The following is a 26,019-nucleotide window of genomic DNA, read 5'->3' on the forward strand; positions in this document are numbered from 1 at the left end:
GGGCTTTGTTGTTTCTGCAGGTTGGAGATATCTGGCGTCAGTTCCGGCCTCTTCGCGAGCAAGCCCGCTCCCACAATGATCTCTGTGAACACAGATCTTGTGTACGACCACGTCCCCTGTGGGAGCGGGCTTGCCCGCGAAGGCGTCATGACAGGCAACAAAAAAGCCCGCAGACGATCGCTCATCTGCGGGCTTCACTTGGCCGGGCCTAAGGCTTAGGCGCGACGCTCGTGCATCCGCGCCAATTGCCGTTCCAGCATCGATGGATACGGCTCCATCAACCGCTCCACGCAGCACGCACCTTCAGGGCTGGCAATCGGGCGGATCCGTGCGCGCTGGCGAATCAACGCGTCGTCACTGATCTTGCGCTCTACCAGCAGCAGGTTGCGGCTGTGTTGCGACAGGGCCAGGGCGTCCTGGGCGGGGTCGGTCAGCAGCAGGTCGATCTGGCTCAGGCCGAACAGTTCGTCGCCAAGGGTCAGGCCCAGCTGCAGTTGCAGGGTGATGCCGCTGTCCGCGACTTCGATCTGCAACTGGTGGCCGAGGGCCCGCAGCAGCTCGCCACAGCAAATGGCGTTGGTCAGGTAGTCGTCACCGCAGTCTTCCGTGTGGAACAGCATCAGCGTGCTGCCATCGTTCAAGGTCTCCACTTCGCCTTGATACAGCGATGCGGCCTGATCGAGGCAATCGCGATAGCGTTCGAGCAGTTCTTCAAGACGCGCCCGCGGCAGGCGTCGCAGTTGCTCCTGGGAGCCCAGTTGCACTGCCAGCACCGCGCTGTGTTGCGGCACGCTCGGCGTGGCCTTGCGAACCACCGGTTGTGGGGTGCTGTCCAGCGACTCGTCGCGCAGATCGGCGAACGGGTCTTCATCATCGTCGTCTTCGACGGTGCTGACGATCTGCCGTGGCGCTGGCTTGAGTGCCGCTACCGGGCGGCTCTCGTCGAAACTCGGGTCGCGCAGGTTACGGACTTCGAAGGCCGGGTCGGCCTCGTCATCCATGTCGTCGAATTCCGGTTCCGGTTCCGGCACAGGGGCGGGCTCCGGGGCGAAGTTGGCGTGGAGCTGACGCGCCAGGTCGCCGATTTCGTCCTGGCGGTCGGTGGCCGGGGTGTATTCATCGATATTGCGCAGCCACACCCGCAATTGCAGCAGGGGCGTTGAGAGATAACGCCCCATGCGCAGGCTCAGGGCCAGGGACAGGGCCAGCAGGATTGCGCTCAGAATGCCCATGCTTTGCAGGCTGATGGTCATCGGCTGCTGGAACTGGTCCATGTCCAGGCTGATACGCAATTGCCCGGCGGTCACGTCCTGGAAGGTGATCTTGCTCTGGTACATGCCCTCGGCTTCGCCCAGCAGGCCATGCTTGGGACGCTGGCCGGATTCGGCAAGGATGCGGTTGTCCGGACTGTAGATGGCGGCGTGGGCCACCAGCTTGTTCTTGGTCAGGTTATTGAGCAGCACGTTGAGGCTGAGGATGTCGTTGGACACCAACAGCTCGGTGGCCGAGGTGGCCGTCTGCGTGGTCAGGCTTTCGCCCAGCGCATCCGCCTGCTCGTGCATGGCCTGCTTGAACTGCAGGCCCATCACACCGGCATAGATGACCAGGGCCAGGGCGACCAGGATCACGTTATGGCTGGCGATGCGCAATGCAATCGGTACACGGCGGTGGCGCAGTGCCCGGAAGATCAGCAGGAAGAAGTTGTCGGTTTTTACTGGCGTGGGCCGGTTCACTTGAGCTCGGCTCTTTTGTCCGTGGAGTTGACGCGCAGTATAGCGACAGGCCCTAGGCCGTCAAAGCGCTCACGGTGCCCGATGGTCACTGAAAGTGGGTAGAATGCGGTTTTTTTCCACCTGCGGGGGTGCGCCTTGCGCGAAATCGTCCTGATAAACATCACGGGAGTCGACCGTCCGGGTCTGACTGCGGCCATTACCGGCGTTCTGGCCCAGGGTGGTGTGAACATTCTCGACATCGGTCAGGCGGTGATCCACGACACCTTGTCGTTCGGCATCCTGGTTGAAATTCCCGACACCGAGCAAGGCAAGTCCGTGCTCAAGGACATCCTGTTCAAGGGTTACGAGCTCGATCAACAGGTGCGTTTCACACCGGTGTCCGAAGTGGATTACCAGCAGTGGGTCGGTAACCAGGGCAAAAAACGCCACATCGTGACCCTGTTGACCCGCAAGGTGACAGCCGGGCAGTTGCAGGCCGTGAGCTCGATCACCGCCAAATATGGCCTGAACATCGACCACATCGATCGTCTGTCCGGGCGCATGCCGCTGGACACCCCGGCCGACAAGGGCAAGGGCTGCATCGAGTTTTCCGTGCGCGGCGAAGCGGCTGATCCGCAGGCGCTGCGTGCCGAATTCCTCAGCGTCGCCCAGGAACTGAACGTCGACATCGCCTTCCAGGAAGATTCGCTGTTCCGTCGCAACCGTCGCCTGGCGGTGTTCGACATGGATTCAACGCTGATCGAAGCCGAAGTGATCGACGAACTGGCCAAGGCGGCTGGCGTCGGTGACAAGGTCTCGGAAATCACCGAGCGAGCGATGGCCGGTGAACTGGATTTTCGCGCCAGCTTCAAGGAACGCCTGGCCTTGCTCAAAGGTCTGGACGTCAATGTGCTGGATTCCATCGGCGCCTCGCTGCGCCTGACCGAAGGCGCCGAAACCCTGTTCGCCGAACTCAAGCGCCTGGGCTACAAGACCGCGATTCTGTCGGGCGGCTTCACCTACTTCGCCAAGCAATTGCAGGCAAAGCTGGGTATCGACTACGTGTTTGCCAACGAACTGGAAGTGGTCGACGGCAAAGTCACCGGCGTGGCGGTCGAGCCGATTGTCGATGCGCAGCGCAAGGCGGATTTGCTGAAGGAACTGGCACACAAGGAAGGATTGCGCCTGGAGCAGACCATTGCGGTCGGTGACGGTGCCAATGACTTGCCGATGCTGGCGATTGCCGGGTTGGGTGTGGCGTTCCGTGCCAAGCCGCTGGTGAAACAGTCGGCCAAGCAGGCGATATCGACGCTGGGGCTGGATGGCGTGCTGTATCTGCTGGGCTTCCGCGATCGCGACGGGCAGCTCTAGGCACCACAAATAAATGTGGGAGCGAGCTTGCTCGCGATAGCGGTGTATCAGTCAACGAAGAAGTCGACTGACACTATGCAATCGCGAGCAAGCTCGCTCCCACATTAGATCTCTACAGGTCAGGCTTTTGGCGAGCCCATGCCCTGACCCATCTGCACCGCAGTACCGGCGGTCATTTCTTCAGCCCACTTCACCTGATCCGGCCCGAACAGCACGACAGCGGTCGAACCCAGCTTGAAGCGACCCAGTTCCGCACCTTTTTCCAGATGGATCGGCGCGCGCGCGGCTTCGTCGTAGCGGAAGGTTTTCAGCTCGCGTTTCGGCGGTGTGACCAGACCGGCCCAGACGGTTTCAATCGACGCCACGATCATCGCGCCCACCAGCACCACGGCCATCGGCCCGCGCTCGGTGTCGAAAATGCACGCCACACGCTCGTTGCGAGCGAACAGTTCCGGAACGTTTTCAGCGGTGGTCTGGTTGACCGAGAACAGACGACCCGGGATGTAGACCATCTCGCGCAGGGTGCCGGCCAGTGGCATGTGCACGCGGTGGTAGTCCTTCGGCGACAGGTAGATGGTCGCGAAGTCACCACCCATGAACGGCGCCGCGTTTGCCGCATCGCCACCCAACAGTTCCAGCACGCTGAAGCTGTGGCCCTTGGCCTGGAACACGCGGCCGTGCTCGATCGGGCCGAGCTGGCTGATCGCGCCGTCGGCCGGGCTGAGGATCGCGCCCGGGGTTTCGTCCAGCGGACGGGCACCGTCTTTCAGCGCACGGGTGAAGAACGCGTTGAAGTGCTCGTAGGCGGTCAGGTCTTCGACCAGCGCCAGGGACATGTCCACCTGATAACGCTTGGCGAACCAGGCGGTAAAGGCATTCTTGAACCAGCGCACGCGGCATTCGGCGATGCAGCCGGCCAGTCGCGAGAGCAAGTTGTGGGGCAGCAGGTACTGGCCGAGGAGAAACAGACGCTTGTTCATTAACGGTCCTTAAAAATCTTAAATTTCTACCGGGGTATCGGGATGGTTGCCCCATTCGCCCCAGGAGCCGGCGTAGCCTTTGACCCGCGGATAACCGAGAGCCTTGGCCACCAGATAGGTGAAGCCAGAACGATGGTGGGTCTGGCAGTGGGTAATCACTTCTTTGTCTTTGCTGATCCCGAGTTGTTCGAGGATCTGCGGCATGTCGGTGCGGATGCGCAGTTGGCGTGCCCGATCCATGCCGGCGGTCCATTCGAAATTGACCGCGCCGGGAATGTGCCCGCCCTTGGCTGCCAGGACTTTCTCGCCGGAGTACTCCAGCGGCCCGCGTGCATCCCAGATTGCCAGGTCGGCGGCGCCGAGACGGCTTTGCAGGTATTCGCGGGTGGCGGTGGGTTCGTCGTGCAAAGTCAGTTGAACCGGGCCGCCCACGGGTGGCGGGATCTGGATCGACATGGGCAAGCCTTCTGCCAGCCAGGCCGTCAGGCCGCCGTCGACATAGTGGTACTTGCTGTGGCCGATGACATCCAGCAGCCAGATGAAGCGTCCGGCCCAACCGCCGCCTTCGTCGTCATACACCACGTAGACCGCGTCGGGGTTGTGTCCCAACTCACCAAACAGCGTTTCGAGTGCTGCCTGCGGGGGCATCAGCCCCGGGGCAGGGGCCTGGCCGAGCTGCGTGCGCTTCGGATCGACAAAGCGCGCGCCGGGAATGTGCCCTTCGGCGTAGCGGGCGGGACTGGTCAAGTCCACCAGAATCAGTTCGCGGGCGTCGAGGCGAGGGAGCAAGTCGCTCGGCTCGATCACCAGCGGCAAGCCAGAGAAGTCAGACATGTGAGGTCTCCAGAGCACAAAAGGGAGGATTGTAACGCAGCTTATTGGCCACGGTGGCTAAAGCTGTGCAGGGCTTTTTCGATGCACTGTGCGGTTTTGCCGAAGGCCTGTACGGAAATTTCCGAAAACGGCCCGCCGCCTTGATCCGCCACGACGATCATGATCACCCGGCCATTGTTGACCAGCGAACGCAGCAGCAAGTGTTCGCCGCTGAACTGTGAGCGCAGGCCGTTGGGCAGCAGGGCCGAGAATTGCGTGTTGTTGGCTGGCGTCAGGCGCACCTGGGCCTGTTGCGCGAGCAGGCGCTGCAACACGTTGCTCTGGCTGACCACGAAGTTCAGCCCGGCCGCCTCCTTCGGCAGGCCGGCCGTCTGGTGCACGCGCAGGTTGGCGTGGGTGCGGTCGGCCATCAGGATCATCACCCGGCGCATGCCGCAGGCCACGAGGGCGTCCCGGGCGGCGATGGTCAAGTGCATGGCGTTGGTGAAACGACTCGGCTCGACCAGCAATTCGGCGCATTGCTTGCGCCACTTCGCCAGGTCTTCGGCGGTGGGTGCCGCTGCCGGCAGCAAGCCTGCGTGGACACGGTTCATGCCCCACGGCCAGATCAGCGACTCGGCGGGGTGCCAGAGGTCGGGCATGGCGTGTTGGCGTGCGCTGTTGGCGGCCTGCTGGTGTAGTTGTTGCTGCAGCTCGTCCATCGGCATTTGCAGGTAAAGGCTGGTCAGGTACTGCCAGCGCTCACTGTGCGGGCTGTCCCAGGCGTGTTGCGCCGACAGCGCCAGCCCGTTGGCCAGCAGCACCGTATTGGCCGGTTGATTGAGCCAGCGACGCAGGGTCGGATCGTCATCGAGGCGGTTCTGCTGGCGCAGTGGATGCTCGCTGTCACGGGCGATGCGCAGGACTTTCACCAGTTCGCGCTGTTCAGTGAGCAACAGGCGATAGCCCTGTTGCACCCAGATCGGCAAGCGCCAGATCTCCACCAGCGCCTGGCCAATGTCCAGCAGGCGTGCGCCAAACAGTTGCTGTTCGACTTTGCGTGCCGACTCACCTTTATGGATGACCCGCAGTTCCCAGTCTTCGAGCAGTTTTGGATGGGTCAGCGCCAATGGCCACAAGGGCGAAAGAAACAGCAGGCTGCCCCAGTGAATGTCCTGCCACAGGCGCGCCAGACGACTGGCAAAAAAGCCGTTGGCCTGTTGCGTGGCGTGCTGGCTGATCATCTGCAACTGACGCAGGGCTTTGGGAATCTCGGACTGGGGTTCGGCGGGCAGACGCGCGAGCAGCTCTTCGGTGCGCTTCAAACCGAGGCGACTGATCGCAATCTCAAGGTTTTCCGCAGGCTCGGTCATGCTGCCATGGGTATGCCGGTTGGCTTCGCGAATCACGCTCAAGGCCAGGGCCGGACTGCCTTGCATCAAGTCAGCGATGTCGCGCAGCGAGCTGCGATTGTCGCGGATGGCCTTGCAGACACGGTCGTGGCTGGCTTGCGGAACCGGCAGGCGTACGCCATCGAGAAGCTTGACCCAGCCTTCGAGAGTGGTCGGTTTCGGGGTTGGAACGTTCGTTTCGTTAACCATGGTGGGAGGCGATCATCGTCAACATTACCTGTGCCCGGATGGGGTCAAATCAGTTTTTCGCCTGAACTGGCTATAGTCTGGCGCAGTTTTGCCGATAAGGAGAAGAAGAGATTTTTTAACTTCCGAATATGACCTTGAACCCGACTCAGTAAGTGCTCTCCTAACCTATGGCTAAAATTATCGGCATCATCGTCGTATTCGCGAGCGTGCTCGGCGGATACGTGCTTTCCCACGGCAAGATTGCCGCCCTGATCCAGCCTTTCGAGGTCATGATCATCGGCGGTGCCGCCCTCGGCGCATTTTTGCAGGCCAACCCCGGCTACATGACGATGCACGTGCTCAAGAAGTCCCTGAGCATGTTCGGTTCGCGTTTCAACCACGGCTTCTATCTGGAAGTGCTGGGCCTGATCTACGAGATCCTCAACAAGAGCCGCCGCGAAGGCATGATGGCCATCGAAGGCGACATCGAGGATGCTGCCGCGAGCCCGATCTTCGCCAAGTACCCGACCGTTCTCAAGGACGAACGCATGACCGCGTTCATCTGCGATTACCTGCGCATCATGTCCTCCGGCAACATGGCTCCGCACGAGCTGGAAGGCTTGTTCGACATGGAACTGTTCAGCCTCAAGGAAGACCTGGAACACCCATCCCACGCCGTGAACGGCATCGCCGACGCCATGCCCGGTTTCGGTATTGTCGCGGCGGTACTGGGGATCGTGGTGACCATGGCTTCGCTGGGTGAGGGCGATCAGAAGTCCATCGGCCTGCACGTGGGTGCGGCACTGGTTGGTACCTTCTTCGGTATTCTCGCCGCCTACGGCTTCTTCGGCCCGCTGGCCCATTCCCTGGCCCACGATGCCAAGGAAGAGCTGAACGTCTACGAAGCCATCAAGGCCTCGCTGGTGGCTTCGGCTTCCGGCATGCCGCCATCGCTGGCCGTGGAGTTCGGGCGCAAGGTCCTGTACCCGGCACACCGTCCAAGCTTCGCCGAGCTGGAACAAGCGGTTCGCGGTCGTTAGTGCTTTGTTTCGCAAATACGTTCCTTTTTTGGCAAGTGACTGTTGTTGCCAGACAAGGCGCCGCGACGAGTCATAGCCCGCTATGGCGAGGAGCGGCAACGCGGTATGGCGACAACAGGCACTGCCAAAAAGGAACAGTATTTGTGAGACAGAGCACTTAGGTCATGGAAAATAACCAGCCGATAATCATCAAGCGCGTCAAGCGCATCGCCGGCGGGCATCACGGGGGCGCCTGGAAAATCGCCTTCGCCGACTTCGCCACGGCGATGATGGCGTTCTTCCTGGTGTTGTGGCTGCTGTCCACCGCCACGCCGGAACAGAAGATCGCCATCGCCGGTTACTTCAAGGACCCGATCGGCTTTTCCGAAAGCGGCACGCCCTACATCATCGATCTGGGCGGCACGCCGACCCTGGCGCCGGAAAATACCCTCAACCCCGAGGTGAAGTCCCAGCCGCAGCCGGACAAGGTCACCATCGATACCGACCAGGTCGAAGGCATGGCCGAGCAGGTCGAAAAAGAGCGCCTCGAGCTGTTGTTGCAAGAGCTGCAGAACAAGGTCGAAGAAAACCCGCAGCTGCAGAAGTTCAAGGATCAGATCCTGTTCGAAATCACGCCGGACGGCCTGCGTATCCAGATCATGGACGCGGAAAACCGCCCGATGTTCGACTCGGGCTCAGCTCGCTTGAAGCCGTATTTCGAAGACATCCTGCTGGCAATGGCCGACACCATCAAGGCGGTGCCGAACAAGATCAGCATCAGCGGCCACACCGATGCCAAGCCATACACCGGCACTGGTGATTTCGGTAACTGGGAGCTTTCGGCCAACCGTGCCAACGCCGCACGGCGTGCGCTGGTGGCGGGCAGCTATCCGGATGCACAGGTGGCGCGCGTGGTCGGTTATGCCTCGTCGGCTTTGTTCGATCGCGAGCATCCGTTCAACCCGGTGAACCGCCGTATCGACATCGTGGTGCTGACCAAGAAAGCCCAGCGTGCGATCGAAGGTTCGCAAGGTGCGGAGCCTGCTCCTGATGCGCCGCAAGGTTCGGCTGCTCCGGGAGCCGCACCGGCCGCACCGGTCGACCCGAACGCGTTGCCGGCGGACAAGGAGCCTCTGCCGGCTCACGAGCTTCGTGAGCGTCTGAACCTGTTCGATGACCCGACGCCGAAACCGGCTGAACCGCCCAAGCAGTGATCGACAAAAAAGCCGACAGCGATGTCGGCTTTTTTGTCGGCGCTTTCTGTATTAAAGGCCGCGGATGATTCGCGACTTGAGGTCGGCGTGAAAGCGATCCGCATTGGATTTGTTGACGCTGCGCACCGACTCGCTACCCGTCACCGATTCCAGCGACATCGAGCGCTTGAGTGTCGATTCATTGCGATAGGCATCAATGAAAAACTCGATGTCCCGCTCGCTGGTCAGCTTCGGCCACTTGTCCAGGTACAGCGGCAGCTCCGTCGGGCCGGTTTTGAACGAGCAGATACGTCGGTTGGTGATGGTCGCCTCGCCGATTTCGAACGGCACCCACCAGGACAGCGCGGTTTTCTCCGACACCACCGCCAGCAGGTGCGTGCATTCGCTGATGTTGCGGGTGATCACCCCGGTGATGTCATCGGTGGTCTGGGATTCGATATCCAGTACGTCGAGGTAGGTCTTGATATTGGCCTGGATCAGGCGCCCGTTGATTTTGACCGCGTGGGCGCGATCCATGTGGCGGTAGCTGATAAAAACTGGCATCAGAAATGTCCCTTGATCGCGAGTTCGCGGTAATAGGCGCCGAGGGCGGTGAGGCGGCAGCCGGTGGAGTGGATGGCGGCGTAGTACATGTGTTCGGCGTCCACCGGTTCGACCAGGCTGTGGCGGTTGCACTTTTGCAGTTGGGCGAAGACTTCGCCCTGTTCCGGGTTGAACTCGGGTTCGGTGGGCTCAAAGCTGGGGGCGAGGGGGTATACCGACTCCGCTTCGGCAAACCATTCGGGGAGTTTGCGCAGGATTTCCTTGGGGATCAGCGGCGACACTTCGCGCAGGGAAATGAACTGCGAGACGTTGGTCTTGAACACCGGACGCTGTTCCCAGGCGTCGAGGGCATTGTCGACAAACGAATAAAGGCTGCCGGGGGTGATCTTGCCCAGGATGTTCGCGGCTCCACCGTGCAGGGCCTGGAGCAGCAATCCGGTGAACACACCGTGCTGCCCTCCCTCCATCGCCGGCTCTTCCTTTTTGCAGGCGGTCAGAATGGTCATGCCTTCGCCGACCACGCTGCCTTCACTGCGCAAGGCGCGCAGTTCGCCGGCCGAGCCGCTCTGGCAACAGTCGAGAATGATCACTTTGTTTTTGATCTTGGTGGCCTTGCTCGCCCAGTTGAGAATGTCGCTGAGGCGAATCCCGTCCTTGGCGCTCTTGTAATCCTGCGGGATCAACATGCCTTCGTCGGTGTCGGTGTCGAAGCTGCCGTGGCCGGCGAAATACAGCAGCGCGACATTGCAGTCCCCGGCAAACAGCTCGCGGATCTGGTCTTCGAGTTTTTCCCGGCCCAGGTAGTCCTCGGCGGAGGTCAGTACGATGTTCTTGAAGTTCGGATCGCCATTGGCGTCGGTCTTCAAAACGGACGCCATGGCCATGGCGTCATTGCTGCAGCCGCTCAGGCGCGACACATGGGTGTAGTCGTTGATGCCGATAAACAGTCCCTTGCGCATGGTTACACCGCCGTGTGCTGGCGAATCGCATCGATGATGCTGTTGGTGTTCCACGCACATTCGGCATGTGCCGCGTCACGTACCACCGTGGAAATGCGCTCGGCACCGAACGGCTTGATCGCAATGATCACCTTGCCCATGCGCTTGGCGATCTCGATTTCCTTGTTGATCCACTTGCTGTAGGTGGAGTACATCCCGGCCATGATCAATACCGCCGAACACGGGCGGATCTTGTTTTCGATGGCCTCCTCAAGTTGTTTGTCGGTTTTCGCGCCGACAATCGGGTTGTCCGGTGGCACCGAAAAGTTCTTGTAGGTGAAACCGGGCTTGGCGTTAAGCAGGCGCACGAGATTGTCGTGGGCGTCGGGGTAGTTCCACGAGTGGCTGATGAACAGGTGGTAGGTTTGCATGGGTGTCCCTCGGTGTCGCTGGAGTGCGAAGAGGGTCTGAAACTAGGCTATTGGCTGGCGGCTACAAGGGGATGTGACTTAAAGAGAAATGCCCTACAAGCGCCGGTGCGGGTGTCTTACAGAAAGGTCTGGTGTTTAAGCAGGGGAAGATCCAGCCGCCGGCCGCCCCGCTGAAGGCAGGGCGGTCGGCATGTCTGTTTAGTAGCCGTTTTCCGGCAGGCTGGCGATGATCGAGCGGTAGCTGTTCATCCGTTGCTGCTGCACGCGGCCGTCTTCAAGGGCCTTGAGCAGGGCGCAGCCGGGTTCGCGATCATGCTTGCAGTCACGGAAGCGGCAGGTGCCGAGCAGATCGTTGAACTCGATGAAGCCGGCTTCGACGTCGGCACGGCTGACGTGGCCCAGGCCGAATTCACGGATACCCGGGGAGTCGATCAACTCACCGCCACCGGGGAAGTGGAACAACCGCGCGGTGGTGGTGGTGTGAGTGCCCTGGCCGGATAGCTCGGACAATGGGCCGACACGGGTTTCGACTTCCGGCAGCAGGCTGTTGACCAGCGACGATTTGCCGACACCAGACTGGCCGACGAACACGCTGATACGTCCGTCGAGTTGCTTCTGCAACTGCTCCATACCGTTGCCGTGGTGCGCCGACACTTCCAGCACCGGGTAGCCGAGGGTGCGGTACACCGCGAGCAAGGCATTCAGCGCTGGTGCGTTGTTGTCGTCGATCAGGTCGAATTTGTTCAGCAGCAACAGCGGCTTGATGCCCGCATGCTCGGCTGCGACCAGATAGCGGTCGATCAGGTTGGCGTGGGGCTCGGGCAGCGGTGCAAACACGATGACGATCATGTCGACGTTGGCCGCAACCGGCTTGAGCTGGCCACGGCTGTCCGGGCGACACAGCTCGGTGTTGCGCGGCAGTTGCGCCACGATCACGCCGATACCCTGGTTGCCGGCACGCCAGACCACCTGATCGCCGGTCACCAGCGCCGGCAGGTTGGCGCGCAGGTGGCAACGGAATACCTGGCCGGCCAGTTCGCCGTCGCGGGCCTCGACCTCGACCTGCACGCCGAAGTGCGCGATCACCAGGCCGTGCTGTTCCGGGCCCAGATCGCCGCCCTCAAGCGCCTCGACAGCCGAGGACTCGCGTTTGGCGGCGCGGGCAGCGCGTTCGCCCTGAATCTTTTCGATGCGCCAGTTTTGACGACGATTGAGTTGGCGTTTGGCCATGGGTGTTCCGTATAAAGAATGCAGCGATTAGGTAAAACGGCCGCGAGTTTAGCACGCCCGGCTACCGGCCTAGGCTAAACTGCGCAGCATTGCCTAGGAGCCGACACATGCAAAACCCACAGAACCTGATCTGGATCGACCTGGAAATGACCGGTCTGAACCCGGACACCGACGTCATCATCGAAATGGCCACCATCGTCACCGACAGTGACTTGAACACCCTGGCCGAAGGCCCGGTGATCGCCATTCACCACAGCGACGAAATCCTCGCCGGCATGGACGAGTGGAACACCCGTCAGCACGGCGGTTCCGGGCTGACCCAGCGGGTTCGCGACAGCCGCATCAGCATGGCCGAAGCCGAAGCCGAAACCATCGCCTTCCTGGAGAAGTGGGTGCCGAAGGGCAAGTCGCCGATCTGCGGCAACAGCATCTGCCAGGACCGTCGCTTCCTTTATACCCACATGAAATCTCTGGAAAGCTATTTCCACTACCGCAACCTCGACGTGTCCACGCTCAAAGAGCTGGCTGCGCGCTGGGCACCGGATGTGCGTGACAGCTTCAAGAAGGGCAGCACCCACCTGGCGCTCGACGATATCCGTGAATCGATCGCTGAGTTGCAGCACTACCGCACGCATTTCATCAAGTTCTGATTCACGGTTGTCCGTACCGGCCCCATCGCGAGCAAGCTCGCTCCCACAGGTAGAGCGTCGACCCTGTGGGAGCGAGCTTGCTCCGGGCGGCGTTCCGACGATGACGTCAGTTCAGTCACTTTGGATGTTGAGGCGAATCTCAGACGCCCTCTTTTGGTGCCTGAGTGAACTGAGTAGACTGCGCGCCTTTCTGCAAGGACCGCCACTATGCTGCTGATGCTCTACCTGATCGCCATCACCACCGAAGCCATGACCGGCGCCCTGTCTGCCGGTCGTCGTGGCATGGACTGGTTCGGTGTGGTGTTGATCGCTTGTGTCACGGCGCTGGGTGGCGGTTCGGTGCGCGATGTGCTGCTCGGGCACTACCCGCTGACCTGGGTCAAACACCCGGAATACCTGGTGCTGACCACGGCTGCCGCCATGATCACGGTGTTCACTGCGCGCTGGATGCGCCATCTGCGCTCACTGTTCCTGGTGCTTGATGCCATGGGGCTCGTGGCATTTACCCTGATCGGCTGCATCACCGCCCTGGAAATGGGCCATGGCATGTTGGTGGCATCGGTCAGTGGCGTGATCACCGGCGTCTTCGGCGGCATCCTGCGGGACATCTTCTGCAACGATATTCCGCTGATCTTCCGGCGTGAGCTCTATGCCAGCGTCTCGTTTGCGGCAGCGTGGTGCTACATGCTCTGCATCTATCTGCAATTACCCGATGAACAATCGATTCTGATCACCTTGTTCGGCGGTTTTCTGCTGCGCTTGCTGGCGATCCGTTTTCATTGGGAAATGCCCAAGTTCGTCTACAACGACGAAGCCTGACGTTCGGCGTGTTGCCGCAACGCCCATTCGACATGCTCACGCACCAGTTGCGAAGGATGCTGTCGTCGCGCCTTCAGCGCTTCCAGCACCGGAATCGTTGAAGGCGCATTGCCCAACCCCACCGCCAGGTTGCGCAACCAGTTTTCGTAACCGGTCCGGCGCAGCGGCGAACCTTCGGTGCTGCTCAGGAATTTCTCTTCATCCCACATGAACAGTTCTGCCAGCCCGGCGTTGTCCAGGTTGTGCCGCGGCTTGAAGTCGCTTTCACCGGACGGGCGGGCGAAGCGGTTCCACGGGCAGACGATCTGGCAGTCATCGCAACCGAACACCCGATTGCCGATCAGTGGCCGCAGGTCTTCAGGGATCGGGCCTTTGAGTTCGATGGTCAGGTAGGAAATGCAGCGTCGGGCATCCAGCACATAGGGGCCGACGAAGGCGTTGGTCGGGCAAATGTCGAGACAGGCGCTGCACCGTCCGCAGTGTTCGGTGGCGTGGGGCGGGTCGACCGGCAGCGGCAGGTCGACGAACAGTTCGGCGAGGAAGAAATAACTGCCTGCCTTGCGATTCAAGACCAGGGTATTTTTGCCGATCCATCCAAGACCCGCCTGTTCGGCGATGGCTTTTTCCAGCACCGGGGCACTGTCGACAAAAGCGCGGAAGCCGAACGGTCCGATCTCGGCCTGAATTTTTTCCGCCAGTTGTTGCACGCGTTTGCGGATCAGCTTGTGGTAATCGCGACCCAGGGCATAACGCGAGACGTAGGCTTTTTCCGGTTGGGCGAGCATTTTTGCCATCTGCGTGTCGCCGGACAGGTAATCCATGCGCAGGGACACCACGCGCAAAGTGCCCGGCACCAGCTCTTCGGGGTGCGAGCGCTTGCTGCCGTGGGCCCCCATGTAGTCCATTTCGCCGTGGTAGCCGGCTTCGAGCCAGCGTTCCAGGTGCTGCTCATGCTCGGCCAGGTCGAGGCCGCTGATGCCGACTTGCTGGAAGCCCAGCTCGCGACCCCAGTCCTTGATGGATTGGGCGAGGGCAGGCAGGTCTGTGGTAATAGCGGGCATGAGGCGAGAGAAACCGGAGCTGAGGTGCGTATAATTCTGCCAGACATCGGAGCCCGAAGACGCATGCCGCACACTAAAGATGAATTACCCGACGTGCTGTACAGCACCGCCCAGGTGCGAGCACTCGACGCGAGCCTGATCGCCGCCGGCACAGCGGGCTTCGAATTGATGCAGCGCGCGGCGCGGGCGACGTGGCGGGCGCTGGTGCGGCAATGGCCGACAGCGAACGAACTGAGCGTACTGGCCGGTCATGGCAACAATGCCGGAGACGGGTATCTGGTAGCCGTATTGGCCCAGCGTGCCGGTTGGTCGGTGCGGGTGCTGGCGGTAGGGGATCCGCAGCGCTTGCAGGGTGATGCGGTGTTGGCCCATGCCGAGGCGGTGTCTGAAAACGTGCTCATCGAGCCCTGGACGGCACAATCCGGATTGCGCGGCATTGTGCTGGATGCTTTGCTTGGCACTGGTCTGAGCGGCGATGTCCGTGAGCCGTATGCCAGCGCCATCGCCGCGATCAATGCCAGCGGACTGCGGGTTGCTGCGGTGGATATTCCGTCAGGGTTGTGCGCTGATACGGGGCGCATCCTTGGTCGTGCCGTGCATGCCGACCTGACGGTCACGTTCATTGGCTTGAAGGTGGGGGTGTTCACCGGCGAGGCGGCGGATGTGGTCGGCGAACTGGTGTTCAATGACTTGCACGCCGATTCGCAGTTGATTGGTGGCGCGGTGTTCACCGCTCGTCGTCTGACGGCCGCTAACCTTCCGCGTCCAGCGCCCCGGCCCCCGACCTCCCATAAAGGCCGATTCGGCCATGTGTTGCTGATCGGTGGTGATCGTGGGTTGGGCGGCGCGATCCTGCTGAGCGCGCAAAGTGCGCTGCGTAGCGGGGCGGGCATGGTGTCGGTGGCGACCCGCAGCGAACACGTGTCCGCCGCGCTGGCGCGGATCCCCGAGGCGATGGTGCTGGGCACTTCGTCGGCCAATCAGCTGATGGTTTTGCTGCAAAAAGTTTCCGTGTTGGTTGTCGGTCCGGGGCTGGGGCAGGCTGGCTGGGGGCGCAGCTTGTTATCGGCTGCTGCCAATGCACCGCTGCCGCAAGTCTGGGACGCCGATGCGCTGAACATGTTGGCCGAGGAGCGCGTGAGTTTGCCCGGCAATTGCGTGATCACTCCGCATCCGGGCGAAGCGGCACGTTTACTTGGAGTGAGCACTGCCGACGTTCAGTCTGACCGTCCCGCCGCAGCCCATGCCTTGAGTAAAAAATATACAGCTGTCGTCGTCCTGAAAGGTGCCGGCAGCCTGATCGCCCATCCTGATGGGCGCCTGGCGCTGTGTCATCAGGGCCATCCGGCGATGGCCACCGCCGGTTTGGGCGACGTGCTGGCCGGTTTGCTCGGCGCATTGCTGGCCCAGGGCATGGAGCCATTCGACGCAGCCTGCCTGGCGGTCTGGCTGCACGCCAATGCCGGCGAGCAACAAGGAAAATCGGGCCGTGGGCTGGCGGCCAGTGATCTGATCCCAGCCATTCGTCAGTTGTTGGAGGAGCAAGCACCGTGTCTGAAGTAACCCTGTACCTGGCCGATGAGCAGGCCATGAGCGACTTTGGCGCACGCATTGCCCGAATCACCCTGGGCCATGGCCTGATCTTCCTCGAGGGCAACCTGGGGATGGGCAAAACCACGTTGTCCCGAGGCATCATCCGCGGCTTTGGGCATGTCGGGGCAGTCAAAAGCCCGACCTTCACCCTGGTTGAACCCTACGAGATCGGCGACATTCGCGCCTTCCATTTCGATTTGTACCGTCTGGTCGATCCGGAAGAGCTAGAGTTCCTCGGTATCCGCGACTACTTCGAAGACGATGCCCTGTGTCTGATCGAATGGCCCGATAAAGGTGCAGGCTTTTTGCCAAAGCCTGACCTGACCATTACCATTAGCCCGCAAGACAGCGGGCGTTCGCTGAAAATTTTATCCCAGGGCTCGCGTGGCGAGGCCTGGTGTGCCGCTTTGGCATTGGAATCCAAATAGATGATGGGGTTAGGTATGCGCTTTCGCGCGTTGGTGGCTGCCGTAGGGGTGTTGTTTTTGGCGGTGACCGTCGACGCTGTGGCCGATTCGAAGGTCAACAGTGTTCGTCTGTGGCGGGCACCGGACAACACGCGACTGGTGTTTGACCTGACCGGCCCGGTGCAACACAGCGTCTTTACCCTGACGGCTCCGGATCGCCTGGTCATCGACATCAATGGCGCGACCCTCGGTGCGCCGCTCAACGTCAACACCTCGAACACCCCGATTACCGCCATGCGCTCGGCCCAGCGCACGCCGACCGACCTGCGGGTGGTCATCGACCTGAAAAAGGCCGTGACGCCGAAAAGCTTTTCCCTGGCGCCGAACGCCCAGTACGGCAACCGGTTGGTGGTCGATCTGTTCGATAACGCCGCAGACGCCGCGCCTCCTCCAGCGCCGACGCCGTCGGTCGCCACGGTGCCCGCCGTACCGGTCACGCCGACGGAACCTGCAATCAAATTGCCGCCAGCCCCGGCCGGCAAACGCGACATCATTGTGGTGATCGACGCCGGACACGGTGGCGAAGATCCGGGTGCCTCGGGCTCCCGTGGTCAACGGGAAAAAGACGTGGTACTGGCCATCGCGCGTGAACTGCAACGGCAGGTCAACGGCATGAAAGGCTTCCGCGCCGAACTGACCCGTACCGGCGACTACTTCATTCCGTTGCGCGGCCGTACCGAAATTGCCCGCAAGAAAGGCGCCGACCTGTTCGTCTCGATCCACGCCGACGCCGCGCCTTCGGCTGCTGCTTTCGGTGCATCGGTATTTGCCCTGTCCGATCGCGGCGCGACTTCTGAGACCGCCCGTTGGCTGGCCGACAGTGAAAACCGTTCCGACCTGATCGGTGGTGCCGGTAACGTCAGCCTCGATGACAAGGACCGCATGCTCGCCGGCGTACTGCTTGACCTGTCGATGACGGCATCCCTGACATCCAGCCTGAACGTTGGCCAGAAGGTGCTGAGCAACATCGGTCGGGTGACACCGCTGCACAAGCAACGGGTCGAGCAGGCCGGGTTCATGGTGCTGAAGTCACCGGATATTCCATCGATCCTGGTGGAAACCGGGTTTATCTCCAACGCAAATGAAGCCTCGAAGCTTGCCGCGTCGAGCCACCAGCAGGCGCTGGCGCGTTCGATCAGCAGCGGCGTGCGCCAGTTCTTCCAGCAGAACCCGCCGCCGGGCACTTACATTGCCTGGCTGCGTGACTCCGGCAAGATTGTGCAGGGGCCGCGTGATCACCGCGTCAACCCGGGCGAGACCCTGGCGATGATCGCCGTGCGCTATCAGGTATCGCCCGCGACCCTGCGCAGCGCCAACAACCTGCCGAGCGATGAGCTCAAGATCGGTCAGCACCTGACGATTCCGGGCACTGAACTGGCGGCCAAAGAATGAATCAGGTCGTGAACAGTAGCGCTCGAATCGAGTTGCTCAGCCCGCGACTGGCGAACCAGATTGCTGCGGGTGAGGTGGTCGAACGTCCGGCTTCGGTGATCAAGGAGCTGCTGGAAAACAGCCTCGACTCCGGCGCCAAACGCATCGACGTCGATGTGGAGCAGGGCGGCGTCAAGCTGCTGCGGGTGCGCGACGATGGCAGCGGCATTTCCGCCGATGACCTGCCGCTGGCCCTGGCCCGTCACGCCACCAGCAAGATCCGCAACCTGGAAGACCTCGAACAGGTCATGAGTCTGGGGTTTCGCGGCGAGGCCCTGGCATCGATCAGCTCCGTCGCGCGCCTGACCCTGACCTCCCGCACCCGCGACGCCGATCAGGCCTGGCAGGTCGAGACCGAAGGCCGTGACATGGCGCCCCGCGTGCAGCCTGCGGCCCACCCGGTGGGCACTTCGGTTGAAGTGCGCGACCTGTTCTTCAATACGCCGGCGCGGCGCAAGTTTCTCAAGACCGAAAAAACCGAATTCGATCACCTGCAAGAAGTGATCAGACGCCTGGCTTTGGCGCGCTTCGATGTGGCGTTCCATCTGCGCCACAACGGCAAGACCATCCTCAGCCTGCACGAGGCCCATGATGATGCGGCCCGTGCCCGGCGCGTGGCGGCGATCTGCGGTCCGGGTTTCCTCGAGCAAGCGCTGCCGATCGAAATCGAGCGCAATGGCCTGCATCTATGGGGCTGGGTCGGCCTGCCGACCTTCAACCGCAGCCAGGCCGATTTGCAGTATTTCTTCGTCAATGGCCGTGCCGTGCGCGACAAACTGGTGGCCCACGCCGTACGCCAGGCTTATCGCGACGTGCTGTTCAACGGTCGGCACCCGACCTTCGTGCTGTTTTTCGAAGTCGATCCGACCGGTGTCGATGTCAACGTGCACCCGACCAAGCACGAAGTGCGCTTCCGTGAAGGCCGCATGGTCCACGATTTTCTCTACGGCACCTTGCACCGCGCCCTGGGCGATGTGCGCCCCGACGATCAACTGGCGGCGCCGGTTGCCACGGCCATCGTCCGGCCTTCCGGCCTCGAGGCCGGTGAATTCGGGCCCCAGGGCGAAATGCGCCTGGCCGCCAATGCGCTGCTGGAACAGCCCCAGGCTCAGCCGTCGTTCAATGCGCCGGCGGGTTCGGGGGCTGGCGCGGGTTATCAATATCAGTACACGCCGCGTCCGCAGTCCGGAGTTCCTGTCGCCGAAGCGCAGGCCGCCTATCGCGAGTTTTTTGCGCCACTGCCCGAGGCCAATGCCGTCGCGCTCCCGGCAGGGCAGGACGACATCCCGCCGCTGGGTTATGCGCTGGCACAACTCAAGGGTATCTACATTCTTTCGGAAAACGCTCAGGGCCTGGTTCTGGTGGATATGCATGCCGCCCACGAGCGGATCATGTATGAGCGTTTGAAGGTGGCGATGGCCAGCGAGGGCCTGAGCGGCCAGCCGTTGCTGGTGCCGGAGACCCTGGCCGTCAGTCAGCGTGAAGCCGATTGCGCCGAGGAACATGTCGCCTGGTTCCAGCGCCTGGGCTTTGAATTGCAGCGCCTGGGCCCGGAAACCCTGGCGATCCGGCAGATCCCGGCGCTGCTCAAACAGGCCGAAGCCAACCGGCTGGTCGCCGACGTCCTGGCTGATCTGATGGAGTTCGGCACCAGCGACCGCATTCAGGCGCACCTGAACGAATTGCTCGGGACCATGGCCTGCCACGGTGCGGTTCGTGCGAATCGGCGCCTGGCCTTGCCGGAAATGAACGGTCTGCTGCGTGACATGGAAAACACCGAGCGCAGCGGTCAATGCAACCATGGCCGACCGACCTGGACCCAACTGGGCCTGGACGATCTGGACAAACTGTTCTTGCGCGGTCGTTGATGAGCCAGTTCCCACCTGCGATTTTCCTGATGGGCCCGACCGCCGCCGGCAAGACCGACCTGGCCATCGAACTCACCAAAGTCCTGCCTTGCGAGTTGATCAGCGTCGATTCGGCGCTGGTCTATCGTGGCATGGACATCGGCACCGCCAAGCCTTCCAAAGAGCTACTGGCGCAGTATCCGCATCGTCTGATCGATATTCTCGACCCGGCCGAGAGCTATTCGGCCGCGGATTTCCGCCGTGATGCCCTGGAAGCCATGGCCGATATCACCGCGCGCGGAAAAATTCCGCTGCTGGTGGGCGGCACCATGCTCTATTACAAGGCTTTGGTTGAAGGTCTGGCGGATATGCCGGCCGCCGATCCCGAGGTCCGTGCGCAAATCGAAGAAGAGGCTGCGCGCCTTGGCTGGCAAGCCTTGCACGAACAATTGGCGGTGGTCGATCCGGAGTCCGCGGCGCGAATACATCCGAACGATCCCCAGCGATTGAGTCGAGCCCTGGAGGTTTATCGTGTCAGCGGTCAAAGCATGACCGCCCTGCGATTGCAACAATCTGTGCAAAGTACCGAAGCAGCCGCTTCGGGACTGCAACAATTGCCCTATACTGTCGCGAACTTGGCCATTGCTCCGGCAAATCGCCAGGTACTGCATGAGCGAATTAAACAAAGATTCACTTTAATGTTGGAACAGGGATTCATTGACGAGGTCGTAGCCCTGCGTAATAGAGGTGACCTGCATGCCGGGTTACCGTCTATACGTGCAGTAGGCTACCGCCAAGTCTGGGACTACCTGGATGGCAAGCTGACGTCAGCCGAGATGCAGGAGCGTGGAATCATTGCCACGCGCCAATTGGCGAAACGCCAGTTCACCTGGCTGCGCAGTTGGACTGATCTGCATTGGCTGGACAGTCTGGATTGCGACAATCTGCCGCGCGCCTTGAAATACCTTGGGACCATCTCCATATTGAGCTGAGTCCTTGCAATTGCCGTCTATCCTTTGGGGGTGTGGCGGCCAAAGCCATCTGTTTACCTATTTTTTATATTGAATCCTTAAAGGAGTGCGGCACATGTCAAAAGGGCATTCGCTACAAGACCCTTACTTGAATACTTTACGCAAAGAGAAAGTTGGGGTGTCCATCTACCTGGTCAACGGTATCAAACTGCAAGGCACGATCGAGTCTTTCGACCAGTTCGTTATCCTGCTGAAAAACACCGTCAGCCAGATGGTTTACAAACACGCGATCTCTACAGTGGTGCCGGTTCGTCCAATTCGTCTGCCTAGCGCAACCGAATCCGAAGCAGGTGACGCTGAGCCAGGTAACGCCTGATAGGAGTCTCCTTTGTTCTTTGAGCGCCACGGTGGTGGTGAGCGAGCCATTCTCGTTCACTTGGATGGACAGGACCCTGAGGCGCGCGAAGATCCGCAGGAGTTTCAGGAGTTGGCTATTTCGGCTGGCGCCGAGACCGTCGCGTTTTTTAACGTGCCGCGTCATCGGCCAACCGCCAAAACCCTGATCAGCAGCGGCAAGGTCGAAGAATTGCGCGACCTGGTCCAGGCCGAACAGGTCGATCTGGTGATTTTCAATCACATCCTCACGCCCAGTCAGGAACGTAACCTCGAACGTATTTTCGAGTGTCGCGTGATCGACCGCACGGGTTTGATTCTCGATATCTTCGCCCAACGCGCCCGCACCCATGAAGGCAAGCTCCAGGTCGAACTGGCCCAGCTTGAGCACATGAGTACGCGGCTGGTTCGCGGCTGGACTCACCTTGAACGGCAGAAAGGCGGTATCGGCCTGCGCGGTCCGGGTGAAACCCAGCTGGAAACCGACCGGCGTCTGTTGCGGGTTCGCCTGAGGCAGATCAAGGGACGCCTGGAAAAGGTCCGCAGCCAGCGTGAGCAATCGCGCCGTGGCCGCAAACGGGCTGACATTCCGACGGTTTCACTGGTGGGTTATACCAACGCCGGCAAATCGACGCTGTTCAACTCGGTGACCGATTCCGACGTCTTCGCGGCTGACCAGTTGTTCGCCACCCTCGACCCGACCTTGCGCCGACTCGAGCTCGATGACCTGGGTCCGATCGTGCTGGCGGACACTGTGGGCTTCATTCGCCACTTGCCGCACAAGCTGGTCGAGGCATTTCGGGCTACGCTCGAAGAGTCGAGCAACTCTGACCTGTTGCTGCACGTGATCGACTCCCATGAACCCGAGCGCATGGCCCAGATTGAACAGGTCATGGTGGTGCTCGGAGAGATCGGCGCTCAAGACTTGCCGATCCTGGAGGTCTATAACAAACTCGATTTGCTCGAGGGCGTGGAGCCGCAGATCCAGCGCGATGCCGATGGCAAGCCGCAGCGGGTCTGGCTTTCGGCGAAAGATGGCACCGGTCTTGACCTGCTCAAGCAGGCCGTGGCCGAGTTGCTTGGCGATGAGTTGTTTGTTGGCACCTTGCGCTTGCCGAACCGATTTGCTCGACTGCGTGCGCAGTTTTTCGAACTCGGAGCGGTACAGAAAGAAGAACACGACGACGAAGGCATCAGTTTACTGGCCGTTCGTTTGCCACGAGCCGAATTGAATCGGCTGGTGAGCCGCGAAGGTTTGCAACCGATGGAATTCATCGAGCAACACACTTTGCAATAAAAGCCTGAGAAAGCGGTTGTGCCGCGGTGACAGGCATTCTGTAGCATTGGTCGGCGCGCCGTGGGTGCGTCTTTGCTTTATCAGATGGAGAGCGCTATGGCTTGGAATGAGCCGGGTGGCAACTCGAATAATCAGGATCCTTGGGGTGGCAAGCGTCGTAACAACGGCGACCGCAAGGGACCACCGGATCTCGACGAGGCCTTCCGAAAGCTGCAGGAAAGCCTGAACGGTTTGTTCGGTGGCGGTAAGAAACGTGGTGGCGACGACGGCGGTGGTCCGGGCAAGAGTGGCGGCTTTGGCGGCCTGCTCGGCATCGGTCTGGTCGTGCTGGCCGCCGTTTGGCTGTACAGCGCGGTTTATGTTGTCGACGAGCAGGAGCAAGCTGTAGTGCTGCGCTTCGGCAAGTACTACGAAACCGTGGGTCCGGGCCTGAACATCTACTTCCCGCCGATCGACAAGAAGTACATGGAGAACGTCACGCGCGAGCGTGCCTACACCAAGCAGGGCCAGATGCTGACTGAAGACGAGAACATCGTCGAAGTGCCGCTGACCGTGCAGTACAAGATCAGCAACCTGCAGGATTTCGTGCTGAGCGTCGATCAGCCGGAAATCAGCCTGCAGCACGCGACCGACAGCGCCTTGCGCCATGTGGTGGGTTCCACCGCGATGGACCAGGTACTGACCGAAGGTCGTGAGTTGATGGCCAGCGAGATCAAGGAGCGTCTGCAACGCTTCATGGACACCTATCGCACCGGTATCACCGTCACCCAGGTCAACGTTCAGAGCGCAGCGGCACCGCGTGAAGTCCAGGAAGCCTTCGATGACGTGATCCGCGCCCGTGAAGACGAACAGCGTTCGCGTAACCAGGCTGAGACCTATGCCAACGGCGTCGTGCCGGAAGCCCGTGGTCAGGCCCAGCGCATTCTCGAAGATGCCAATGGCTACCGTGACGAGACCGTCTCGCGCGCCAAGGGTGAGGCCGATCGCTTCACCAAACTGGTCGCCGAGTACCGCAAGGCTCCTGAAGTCACCCGCCAGCGTCTGTACCTGGACACCATGCAGGAAGTCTTCACCAACACCAGCAAGGTTCTCGTGACCGGCAACAAGAACGGCCAGAACAACCTGCTGTACCTGCCGCTGGACAAGATGGTCGAAAGTGGTCGCAGCACCAGCACTCCGGTGACCGGCGCGGCAGCCACCAGCAATGAAGCGAATGCGCGTGCGGCAGCAGATCTGCAGCAACAGCAAGCACGTACCAGGGAGAGTCGCTGATGAGCAATAAATCGCTGATCGCCCTTATTGTTGGCGTCGTCGTGGCGATCGCTGCCTGGAACTGCTTCTACATCGTGGCTCAGACCGAGCGTGCGGTGTTGCTGCAGTTCGGTCGCGTGGTCCAGACCGATGTCCAGCCAGGCCTGCATGTGAAAGTGCCTTACGTTAACCAGGTGCGTAAATTCGACGCACGCCTGATGACGCTGGATGCACCGACACAACGCTTCCTGACGCTGGAAAAGAAAGCCGTGATGGTCGATGCCTACGCCAAGTGGCGCGTGAAGGACGCAGAGCGTTACTACACCGCGACTTCCGGCCTCAAGCAGATCGCCGACGAACGTCTGTCCCGTCGTCTGGAATCGGGCCTGCGTGACCAGTTCGGTAAGCGCACCCTGCACGAAGTGGTGTCGGGTGAGCGTGATGCGCTGATGGCGGATATCACGGCTTCGCTGAACAAGATGGCCGAGAAAGAACTGGGCATCGAAGTGGTCGATGTTCGGGTCAAGACCATCGACCTGCCGAAAGAAGTGAACCGCAGTGTGTTCGAACGTATGAGCACCGAGCGTGAGCGTGAAGCTCGCGAGCACCGCGCCAAGGGTAACGAGCTGGCTGAAGGCATCCGTGCCGACGCCGATCGTCAACGCCGCGTGCTGCTGGCTGAAGCCTATCGTGAATCCGAAGAGGTTCGCGGTGACGGTGATGCCCAGGCTGCTGCGATCTACTCCAAGGCCTACGGTCAGGATCAGGAGTTCTACGCGTTCTACCGTAGCCTGCGCGCCTACCGTGAAAGCTTCGCGAACAAATCCGACGTCCTGGTCCTCGACCCAAGCAGCGACTTCTTCCACTACCTGGAAAAAGCCAAGCCTTGATACGACGTTGACCTGATTTATCCCCCGCCGGGCGGCTAAAACCTCTGGCGGGGTGATCCTTTGGGAAAACGTGTGTATGATGCGGCAGCCGGGAAATTCCCGGCTTTTTTGCGTCTGCATGTTTGATTGCTGTTTTCAAGCAGATGCCGGGCCGATTGGCTCGACAGTTTTTCGAGGAAAGTGGTTGGCGAAGCCGGTAGAAGGGCTTTTCGCTCCGTCGCTCATGCGCGTGGTTTGTGCGCAAGCCGATCATTTTCTGCTTCACTCAAGGCTCGCCGACAGGCTGGTCGCCAGGAGATAGGGGAAGGCGTAATGGCAACGGTAGACCGCTGGCTTCTGCCAGATGGCATCGAAGAAGTACTGCCACCGGAAGCTGCGCGTATTGAAGTCGCGCGTCGTCAGGTGTTGGATCTGTTCCAGAGCTGGGGTTACGAGTTTGTCGTGACTCCCCATATCGAGTACCTGGAATCCCTGCTGACCGGCGCGGGCCAGGACCTGGATCTGCGCACCTTCAAGGTCATCGACCCGCAATCGGGCCGGCAGATGGGTTTCCGTGCCGACATCACGCCGCAAGTGGCGCGCATCGATGCGCACACCCTGCGTCGTGAAGGCCCAAGCCGTCTGTGCTATGCCGGTAGCGTGCTGCATGCTCAGCCTCGCGCCTTGTCGTCCTCGCGCAGTCCGATTCAGCTGGGTGCCGAGTTGTACGGCGACGCCAGTCCGAGCAGCGACGTCGAAGTCATCAGCCTGATGCTGGCCATGCTGCAACTGGCCGATGTGCCGGATGTGCACATGGACCTCGGTCATGTCGGTATCTACCGTGGCCTGGCCCGCGCCGCCGGTTTGTCCGGTGAAGTCGAGCAGCAGTTGTTCGATGCCTTGCAACGTAAGGCCATCGACGAGGTCATTACCTTGACCGAAGGCTTGCCTGCCGATCTGTCGGGCATGCTGCGGGCGTTGGTCGATCTGTGTGGCGGTCGTGAAGTATTGAGCGCGGCCCGCGAGCGTCTGGCCAAGGCGCCGGCCCCTGTTCTGGCAGCGCTGGACGACTTGCTGGCGATTGCCGAGCGGCTGTCCGTGCGTTTCCCTGAGCTGCCGCTGTATTTCGACCTGGGCGAGTTGCGCGGTTACCACTACCACACCGGTGTGGTGTTCGCTGTGTTCGTACCGGGTGTTGGCCAGTCCATTGCCCAGGGCGGTCGTTACGACGACATCGGCGCCGACTTCGGTCGCGCCCGTCCGGCGACCGGCTTTTCCACCGATTTGAAAACCCTGGTGACCCTGGGGCGTGCTGAGATCGAGCTACCGTCTGGCGGTATCTGGATGCCTGACAGTACGGATGCGGCACTCTGGCAGCAGGTTTGCCAGTTGCGCAGTGAGGGTCAGCGTGTCGTTCAGGCCTTGCCTGGACAGCCTTTGGCCGCCGCCCGTGAAGCGGACTGCGACCGGCAATTGATTCAGCAGAACGGGCTTTGGCAAGTATCGCCACTGGCTTCTTGAGTTTTCCCGCCGGCTGCC

General features: G+C 61.1%; 24 protein-coding genes. 15 read left to right on the plus strand and 9 right to left on the minus strand.

All coding sequences use genetic code 11. The features are described from left to right. Positions 1-215 precede the first annotated feature (215 nt). On the minus strand, positions 216-1,733 hold the full coding sequence (locus tag AC3IT6_RS02385) for an AhpA/YtjB family protein (protein WP_489354170.1): 1,518 nt from the start codon (positions 1,731-1,733) through the stop codon (positions 216-218). A 135-nt stretch (positions 1,734-1,868) separates the two neighbouring features. Between AC3IT6_RS02385 and serB the strand changes: the two genes are divergently transcribed. Then, the gene (gene serB / locus AC3IT6_RS02390) at positions 1,869-3,083 is read left to right on the plus strand and encodes a phosphoserine phosphatase SerB (protein WP_046039796.1); all 1,215 of its coding nucleotides are present in this window, start codon (positions 1,869-1,871) and stop codon (positions 3,081-3,083) included. A 119-nt stretch (positions 3,084-3,202) separates the two neighbouring features. On the opposite strand, the gene asd is transcribed toward serB, so the two are convergent. Genes asd through AC3IT6_RS02405 form a run of 3 tightly spaced genes read right to left on the minus strand, consistent with a single transcriptional unit; the run spans position 3,203 to position 6,477 of the window. Continuing rightward, on the minus strand, positions 3,203-4,063 hold the full coding sequence (gene asd, locus AC3IT6_RS02395) for an archaetidylserine decarboxylase (RefSeq protein ID WP_223466323.1): 861 nt from the start codon (positions 4,061-4,063) through the stop codon (positions 3,203-3,205). Positions 4,064-4,081: 18 nt separating this feature from the next. After that, positions 4,082-4,897, minus strand: a complete 816-nt coding sequence (locus AC3IT6_RS02400) for a rhodanese-like domain-containing protein (protein ID WP_223447588.1) — start codon at positions 4,895-4,897, stop codon at positions 4,082-4,084. Between the two features lie 41 nt (positions 4,898-4,938). After that, positions 4,939-6,477, minus strand: a complete 1,539-nt coding sequence (locus tag AC3IT6_RS02405) for an HDOD domain-containing protein (protein WP_489354171.1) — start codon at positions 6,475-6,477, stop codon at positions 4,939-4,941. A 167-nt stretch (positions 6,478-6,644) separates the two neighbouring features. Here AC3IT6_RS02405 and motA point away from each other — a divergent pair, with 167 nt between their 5' ends. Together motA and motB are read left to right on the plus strand one after the other, a co-directional pair. Further along, on the plus strand, positions 6,645-7,496 hold the full coding sequence (motA, locus tag AC3IT6_RS02410) for a flagellar motor stator protein MotA (protein ID WP_150754807.1): 852 nt from the start codon (positions 6,645-6,647) through the stop codon (positions 7,494-7,496). A gap of 164 nt (positions 7,497-7,660) precedes the next feature. Continuing rightward, positions 7,661-8,689 (plus strand): flagellar motor protein MotB, encoded by a 1,029-nt coding sequence (gene motB / locus AC3IT6_RS02415; RefSeq protein ID WP_489354172.1) that lies wholly within the window; start codon positions 7,661-7,663, stop codon positions 8,687-8,689. A 51-nt stretch (positions 8,690-8,740) separates the two neighbouring features. Here motB and AC3IT6_RS02420 read toward each other — a convergent pair whose 3' ends face one another. The 4 genes from AC3IT6_RS02420 to rsgA all read right to left on the minus strand — a co-directional run bounded on the left by AC3IT6_RS02420 (position 8,741) and on the right by rsgA (position 11,831). After that, the gene (locus tag AC3IT6_RS02420) at positions 8,741-9,232 is read right to left on the minus strand and encodes a toll/interleukin-1 receptor domain-containing protein (protein ID WP_489354173.1); all 492 of its coding nucleotides are present in this window, start codon (positions 9,230-9,232) and stop codon (positions 8,741-8,743) included. After that, on the minus strand, positions 9,232-10,191 hold the full coding sequence (locus tag AC3IT6_RS02425) for a caspase family protein (protein ID WP_489354174.1): 960 nt from the start codon (positions 10,189-10,191) through the stop codon (positions 9,232-9,234). The genes AC3IT6_RS02420 and AC3IT6_RS02425 overlap by 1 nt, the downstream gene beginning before the upstream one ends. A 2-nt stretch (positions 10,192-10,193) precedes the next feature. Continuing rightward, positions 10,194-10,601 carry a TIR domain-containing protein gene (locus AC3IT6_RS02430; RefSeq protein ID WP_007995042.1) on the minus strand — a complete coding sequence of 136 codons (408 nt, stop codon included), beginning with the start codon at positions 10,599-10,601 and terminating at the stop codon, positions 10,194-10,196. Positions 10,602-10,799: 198 nt separating this feature from the next. Further along, complete coding sequence (gene rsgA, locus AC3IT6_RS02435; RefSeq protein WP_095943175.1) at positions 10,800-11,831, minus strand: small ribosomal subunit biogenesis GTPase RsgA; 1,032 nt, start codon at positions 11,829-11,831, stop codon at positions 10,800-10,802. 107 nt (positions 11,832-11,938) lie between these two features. Between rsgA and orn the strand changes: the two genes are divergently transcribed. Together orn and AC3IT6_RS02445 are read left to right on the plus strand one after the other, a co-directional pair. After that, positions 11,939-12,481, plus strand: coding sequence for an oligoribonuclease (orn, locus tag AC3IT6_RS02440; protein WP_489354175.1), 543 nt, complete (start codon positions 11,939-11,941; stop codon positions 12,479-12,481). A 207-nt stretch (positions 12,482-12,688) separates the two neighbouring features. Next, positions 12,689-13,300 carry a trimeric intracellular cation channel family protein gene (locus AC3IT6_RS02445; protein ID WP_057712247.1) on the plus strand — a complete coding sequence of 204 codons (612 nt, stop codon included), beginning with the start codon at positions 12,689-12,691 and terminating at the stop codon, positions 13,298-13,300. Here the strand turns inward: AC3IT6_RS02445 and queG are convergent. Further along, complete coding sequence (gene queG / locus AC3IT6_RS02450; RefSeq protein WP_489354176.1) at positions 13,282-14,361, minus strand: tRNA epoxyqueuosine(34) reductase QueG; 1,080 nt, start codon at positions 14,359-14,361, stop codon at positions 13,282-13,284. The genes AC3IT6_RS02445 and queG overlap by 19 nt on opposite strands. A gap of 63 nt (positions 14,362-14,424) precedes the next feature. On the opposite strand from queG, the gene AC3IT6_RS02455 reads away from it, so the two are divergent. The 10 genes from AC3IT6_RS02455 (at position 14,425) to AC3IT6_RS02500 (ending at position 26,001) form a co-directional block, all read left to right on the plus strand. Further along, the gene (locus tag AC3IT6_RS02455) at positions 14,425-15,924 is read left to right on the plus strand and encodes an NAD(P)H-hydrate dehydratase (RefSeq protein WP_489354177.1); all 1,500 of its coding nucleotides are present in this window, start codon (positions 14,425-14,427) and stop codon (positions 15,922-15,924) included. Further along, positions 15,912-16,382, plus strand: coding sequence for a tRNA (adenosine(37)-N6)-threonylcarbamoyltransferase complex ATPase subunit type 1 TsaE (gene tsaE, locus AC3IT6_RS02460; protein ID WP_489354178.1), 471 nt, complete (start codon positions 15,912-15,914; stop codon positions 16,380-16,382). Before AC3IT6_RS02455 ends, tsaE begins: the two co-directional genes overlap by 13 nt. Then, entirely contained in the window at positions 16,383-17,813 is a 1,431-nt protein-coding gene (locus AC3IT6_RS02465; RefSeq protein WP_489354179.1) for an N-acetylmuramoyl-L-alanine amidase, read from the plus strand. Beyond that, positions 17,810-19,720, plus strand: coding sequence for a DNA mismatch repair endonuclease MutL (gene mutL / locus AC3IT6_RS02470; protein WP_489354180.1), 1,911 nt, complete (start codon positions 17,810-17,812; stop codon positions 19,718-19,720). The genes AC3IT6_RS02465 and mutL overlap by 4 nt, the downstream gene beginning before the upstream one ends. After that, complete coding sequence (gene miaA / locus AC3IT6_RS02475) at positions 19,720-20,691, plus strand: tRNA (adenosine(37)-N6)-dimethylallyltransferase MiaA (RefSeq protein WP_489356472.1); 972 nt, start codon at positions 19,720-19,722, stop codon at positions 20,689-20,691. Before mutL ends, miaA begins: the two co-directional genes overlap by 1 nt. A 94-nt stretch (positions 20,692-20,785) precedes the next feature. Continuing rightward, complete coding sequence (hfq, locus tag AC3IT6_RS02480; protein ID WP_007902656.1) at positions 20,786-21,046, plus strand: RNA chaperone Hfq; 261 nt, start codon at positions 20,786-20,788, stop codon at positions 21,044-21,046. Between the two features lie 12 nt (positions 21,047-21,058). Then, on the plus strand, positions 21,059-22,360 hold the full coding sequence (hflX, locus tag AC3IT6_RS02485; RefSeq protein WP_057712241.1) for a ribosome rescue GTPase HflX: 1,302 nt from the start codon (positions 21,059-21,061) through the stop codon (positions 22,358-22,360). A 96-nt stretch (positions 22,361-22,456) separates the two neighbouring features. Next, positions 22,457-23,632 carry an FtsH protease activity modulator HflK gene (hflK, locus tag AC3IT6_RS02490; protein ID WP_150727880.1) on the plus strand — a complete coding sequence of 392 codons (1,176 nt, stop codon included), beginning with the start codon at positions 22,457-22,459 and terminating at the stop codon, positions 23,630-23,632. Continuing rightward, positions 23,632-24,501, plus strand: a complete 870-nt coding sequence (hflC, locus tag AC3IT6_RS02495) for a protease modulator HflC (protein WP_056725458.1) — start codon at positions 23,632-23,634, stop codon at positions 24,499-24,501. Before hflK ends, hflC begins: the two co-directional genes overlap by 1 nt. A 312-nt stretch (positions 24,502-24,813) precedes the next feature. After that, positions 24,814-26,001 carry an ATP phosphoribosyltransferase regulatory subunit gene (locus AC3IT6_RS02500; RefSeq protein WP_489354181.1) on the plus strand — a complete coding sequence of 396 codons (1,188 nt, stop codon included), beginning with the start codon at positions 24,814-24,816 and terminating at the stop codon, positions 25,999-26,001. Positions 26,002-26,019 lie beyond the last annotated feature (18 nt).

The organism is Pseudomonas sp. KH_017 (genome assembly GCF_057840285.1).

Bases quoted from the DNA above. Each gene is read 5' to 3' on its own strand.
- asd (WP_223466323.1), bottom strand. From the start codon at position 4,063: ATGAACAAGCGTCTGTTTCTCCTCGGCCAGTACCTGCTGCCCCACAAC.
- AC3IT6_RS02400 (WP_223447588.1), bottom strand. From the start codon at position 4,897: ATGTCTGACTTCTCTGGCTTGCCGCTGGTGATCGAGCCGAGCGACTTG.
- AC3IT6_RS02405 (WP_489354171.1), bottom strand. From the start codon at position 6,477: ATGGTTAACGAAACGAACGTTCCAACCCCGAAACCGACCACTCTCGAA.
- motA (WP_150754807.1), top strand. From the start codon at position 6,645: ATGGCTAAAATTATCGGCATCATCGTCGTATTCGCGAGCGTGCTCGGC.
- motB (WP_489354172.1), top strand. From the start codon at position 7,661: ATGGAAAATAACCAGCCGATAATCATCAAGCGCGTCAAGCGCATCGCC.
- AC3IT6_RS02420 (WP_489354173.1), bottom strand. From the start codon at position 9,232: ATGCCAGTTTTTATCAGCTACCGCCACATGGATCGCGCCCACGCGGTC.
- AC3IT6_RS02425 (WP_489354174.1), bottom strand. From the start codon at position 10,191: ATGCGCAAGGGACTGTTTATCGGCATCAACGACTACACCCATGTGTCG.
- AC3IT6_RS02430 (WP_007995042.1), bottom strand. From the start codon at position 10,601: ATGCAAACCTACCACCTGTTCATCAGCCACTCGTGGAACTACCCCGAC.
- rsgA (WP_095943175.1), bottom strand. From the start codon at position 11,831: ATGGCCAAACGCCAACTCAATCGTCGTCAAAACTGGCGCATCGAAAAG.
- orn (WP_489354175.1), top strand. From the start codon at position 11,939: ATGCAAAACCCACAGAACCTGATCTGGATCGACCTGGAAATGACCGGT.
- AC3IT6_RS02445 (WP_057712247.1), top strand. From the start codon at position 12,689: ATGCTGCTGATGCTCTACCTGATCGCCATCACCACCGAAGCCATGACC.
- queG (WP_489354176.1), bottom strand. From the start codon at position 14,361: ATGCCCGCTATTACCACAGACCTGCCTGCCCTCGCCCAATCCATCAAG.
- AC3IT6_RS02455 (WP_489354177.1), top strand. From the start codon at position 14,425: ATGCCGCACACTAAAGATGAATTACCCGACGTGCTGTACAGCACCGCC.
- AC3IT6_RS02465 (WP_489354179.1), top strand. From the start codon at position 16,383: ATGATGGGGTTAGGTATGCGCTTTCGCGCGTTGGTGGCTGCCGTAGGG.
- mutL (WP_489354180.1), top strand. From the start codon at position 17,810: ATGAATCAGGTCGTGAACAGTAGCGCTCGAATCGAGTTGCTCAGCCCG.
- miaA (WP_489356472.1), top strand. From the start codon at position 19,720: ATGAGCCAGTTCCCACCTGCGATTTTCCTGATGGGCCCGACCGCCGCC.
- hfq (WP_007902656.1), top strand. From the start codon at position 20,786: ATGTCAAAAGGGCATTCGCTACAAGACCCTTACTTGAATACTTTACGC.
- hflK (WP_150727880.1), top strand. From the start codon at position 22,457: ATGGCTTGGAATGAGCCGGGTGGCAACTCGAATAATCAGGATCCTTGG.
- hflC (WP_056725458.1), top strand. From the start codon at position 23,632: ATGAGCAATAAATCGCTGATCGCCCTTATTGTTGGCGTCGTCGTGGCG.
- AC3IT6_RS02500 (WP_489354181.1), top strand. From the start codon at position 24,814: ATGGCAACGGTAGACCGCTGGCTTCTGCCAGATGGCATCGAAGAAGTA.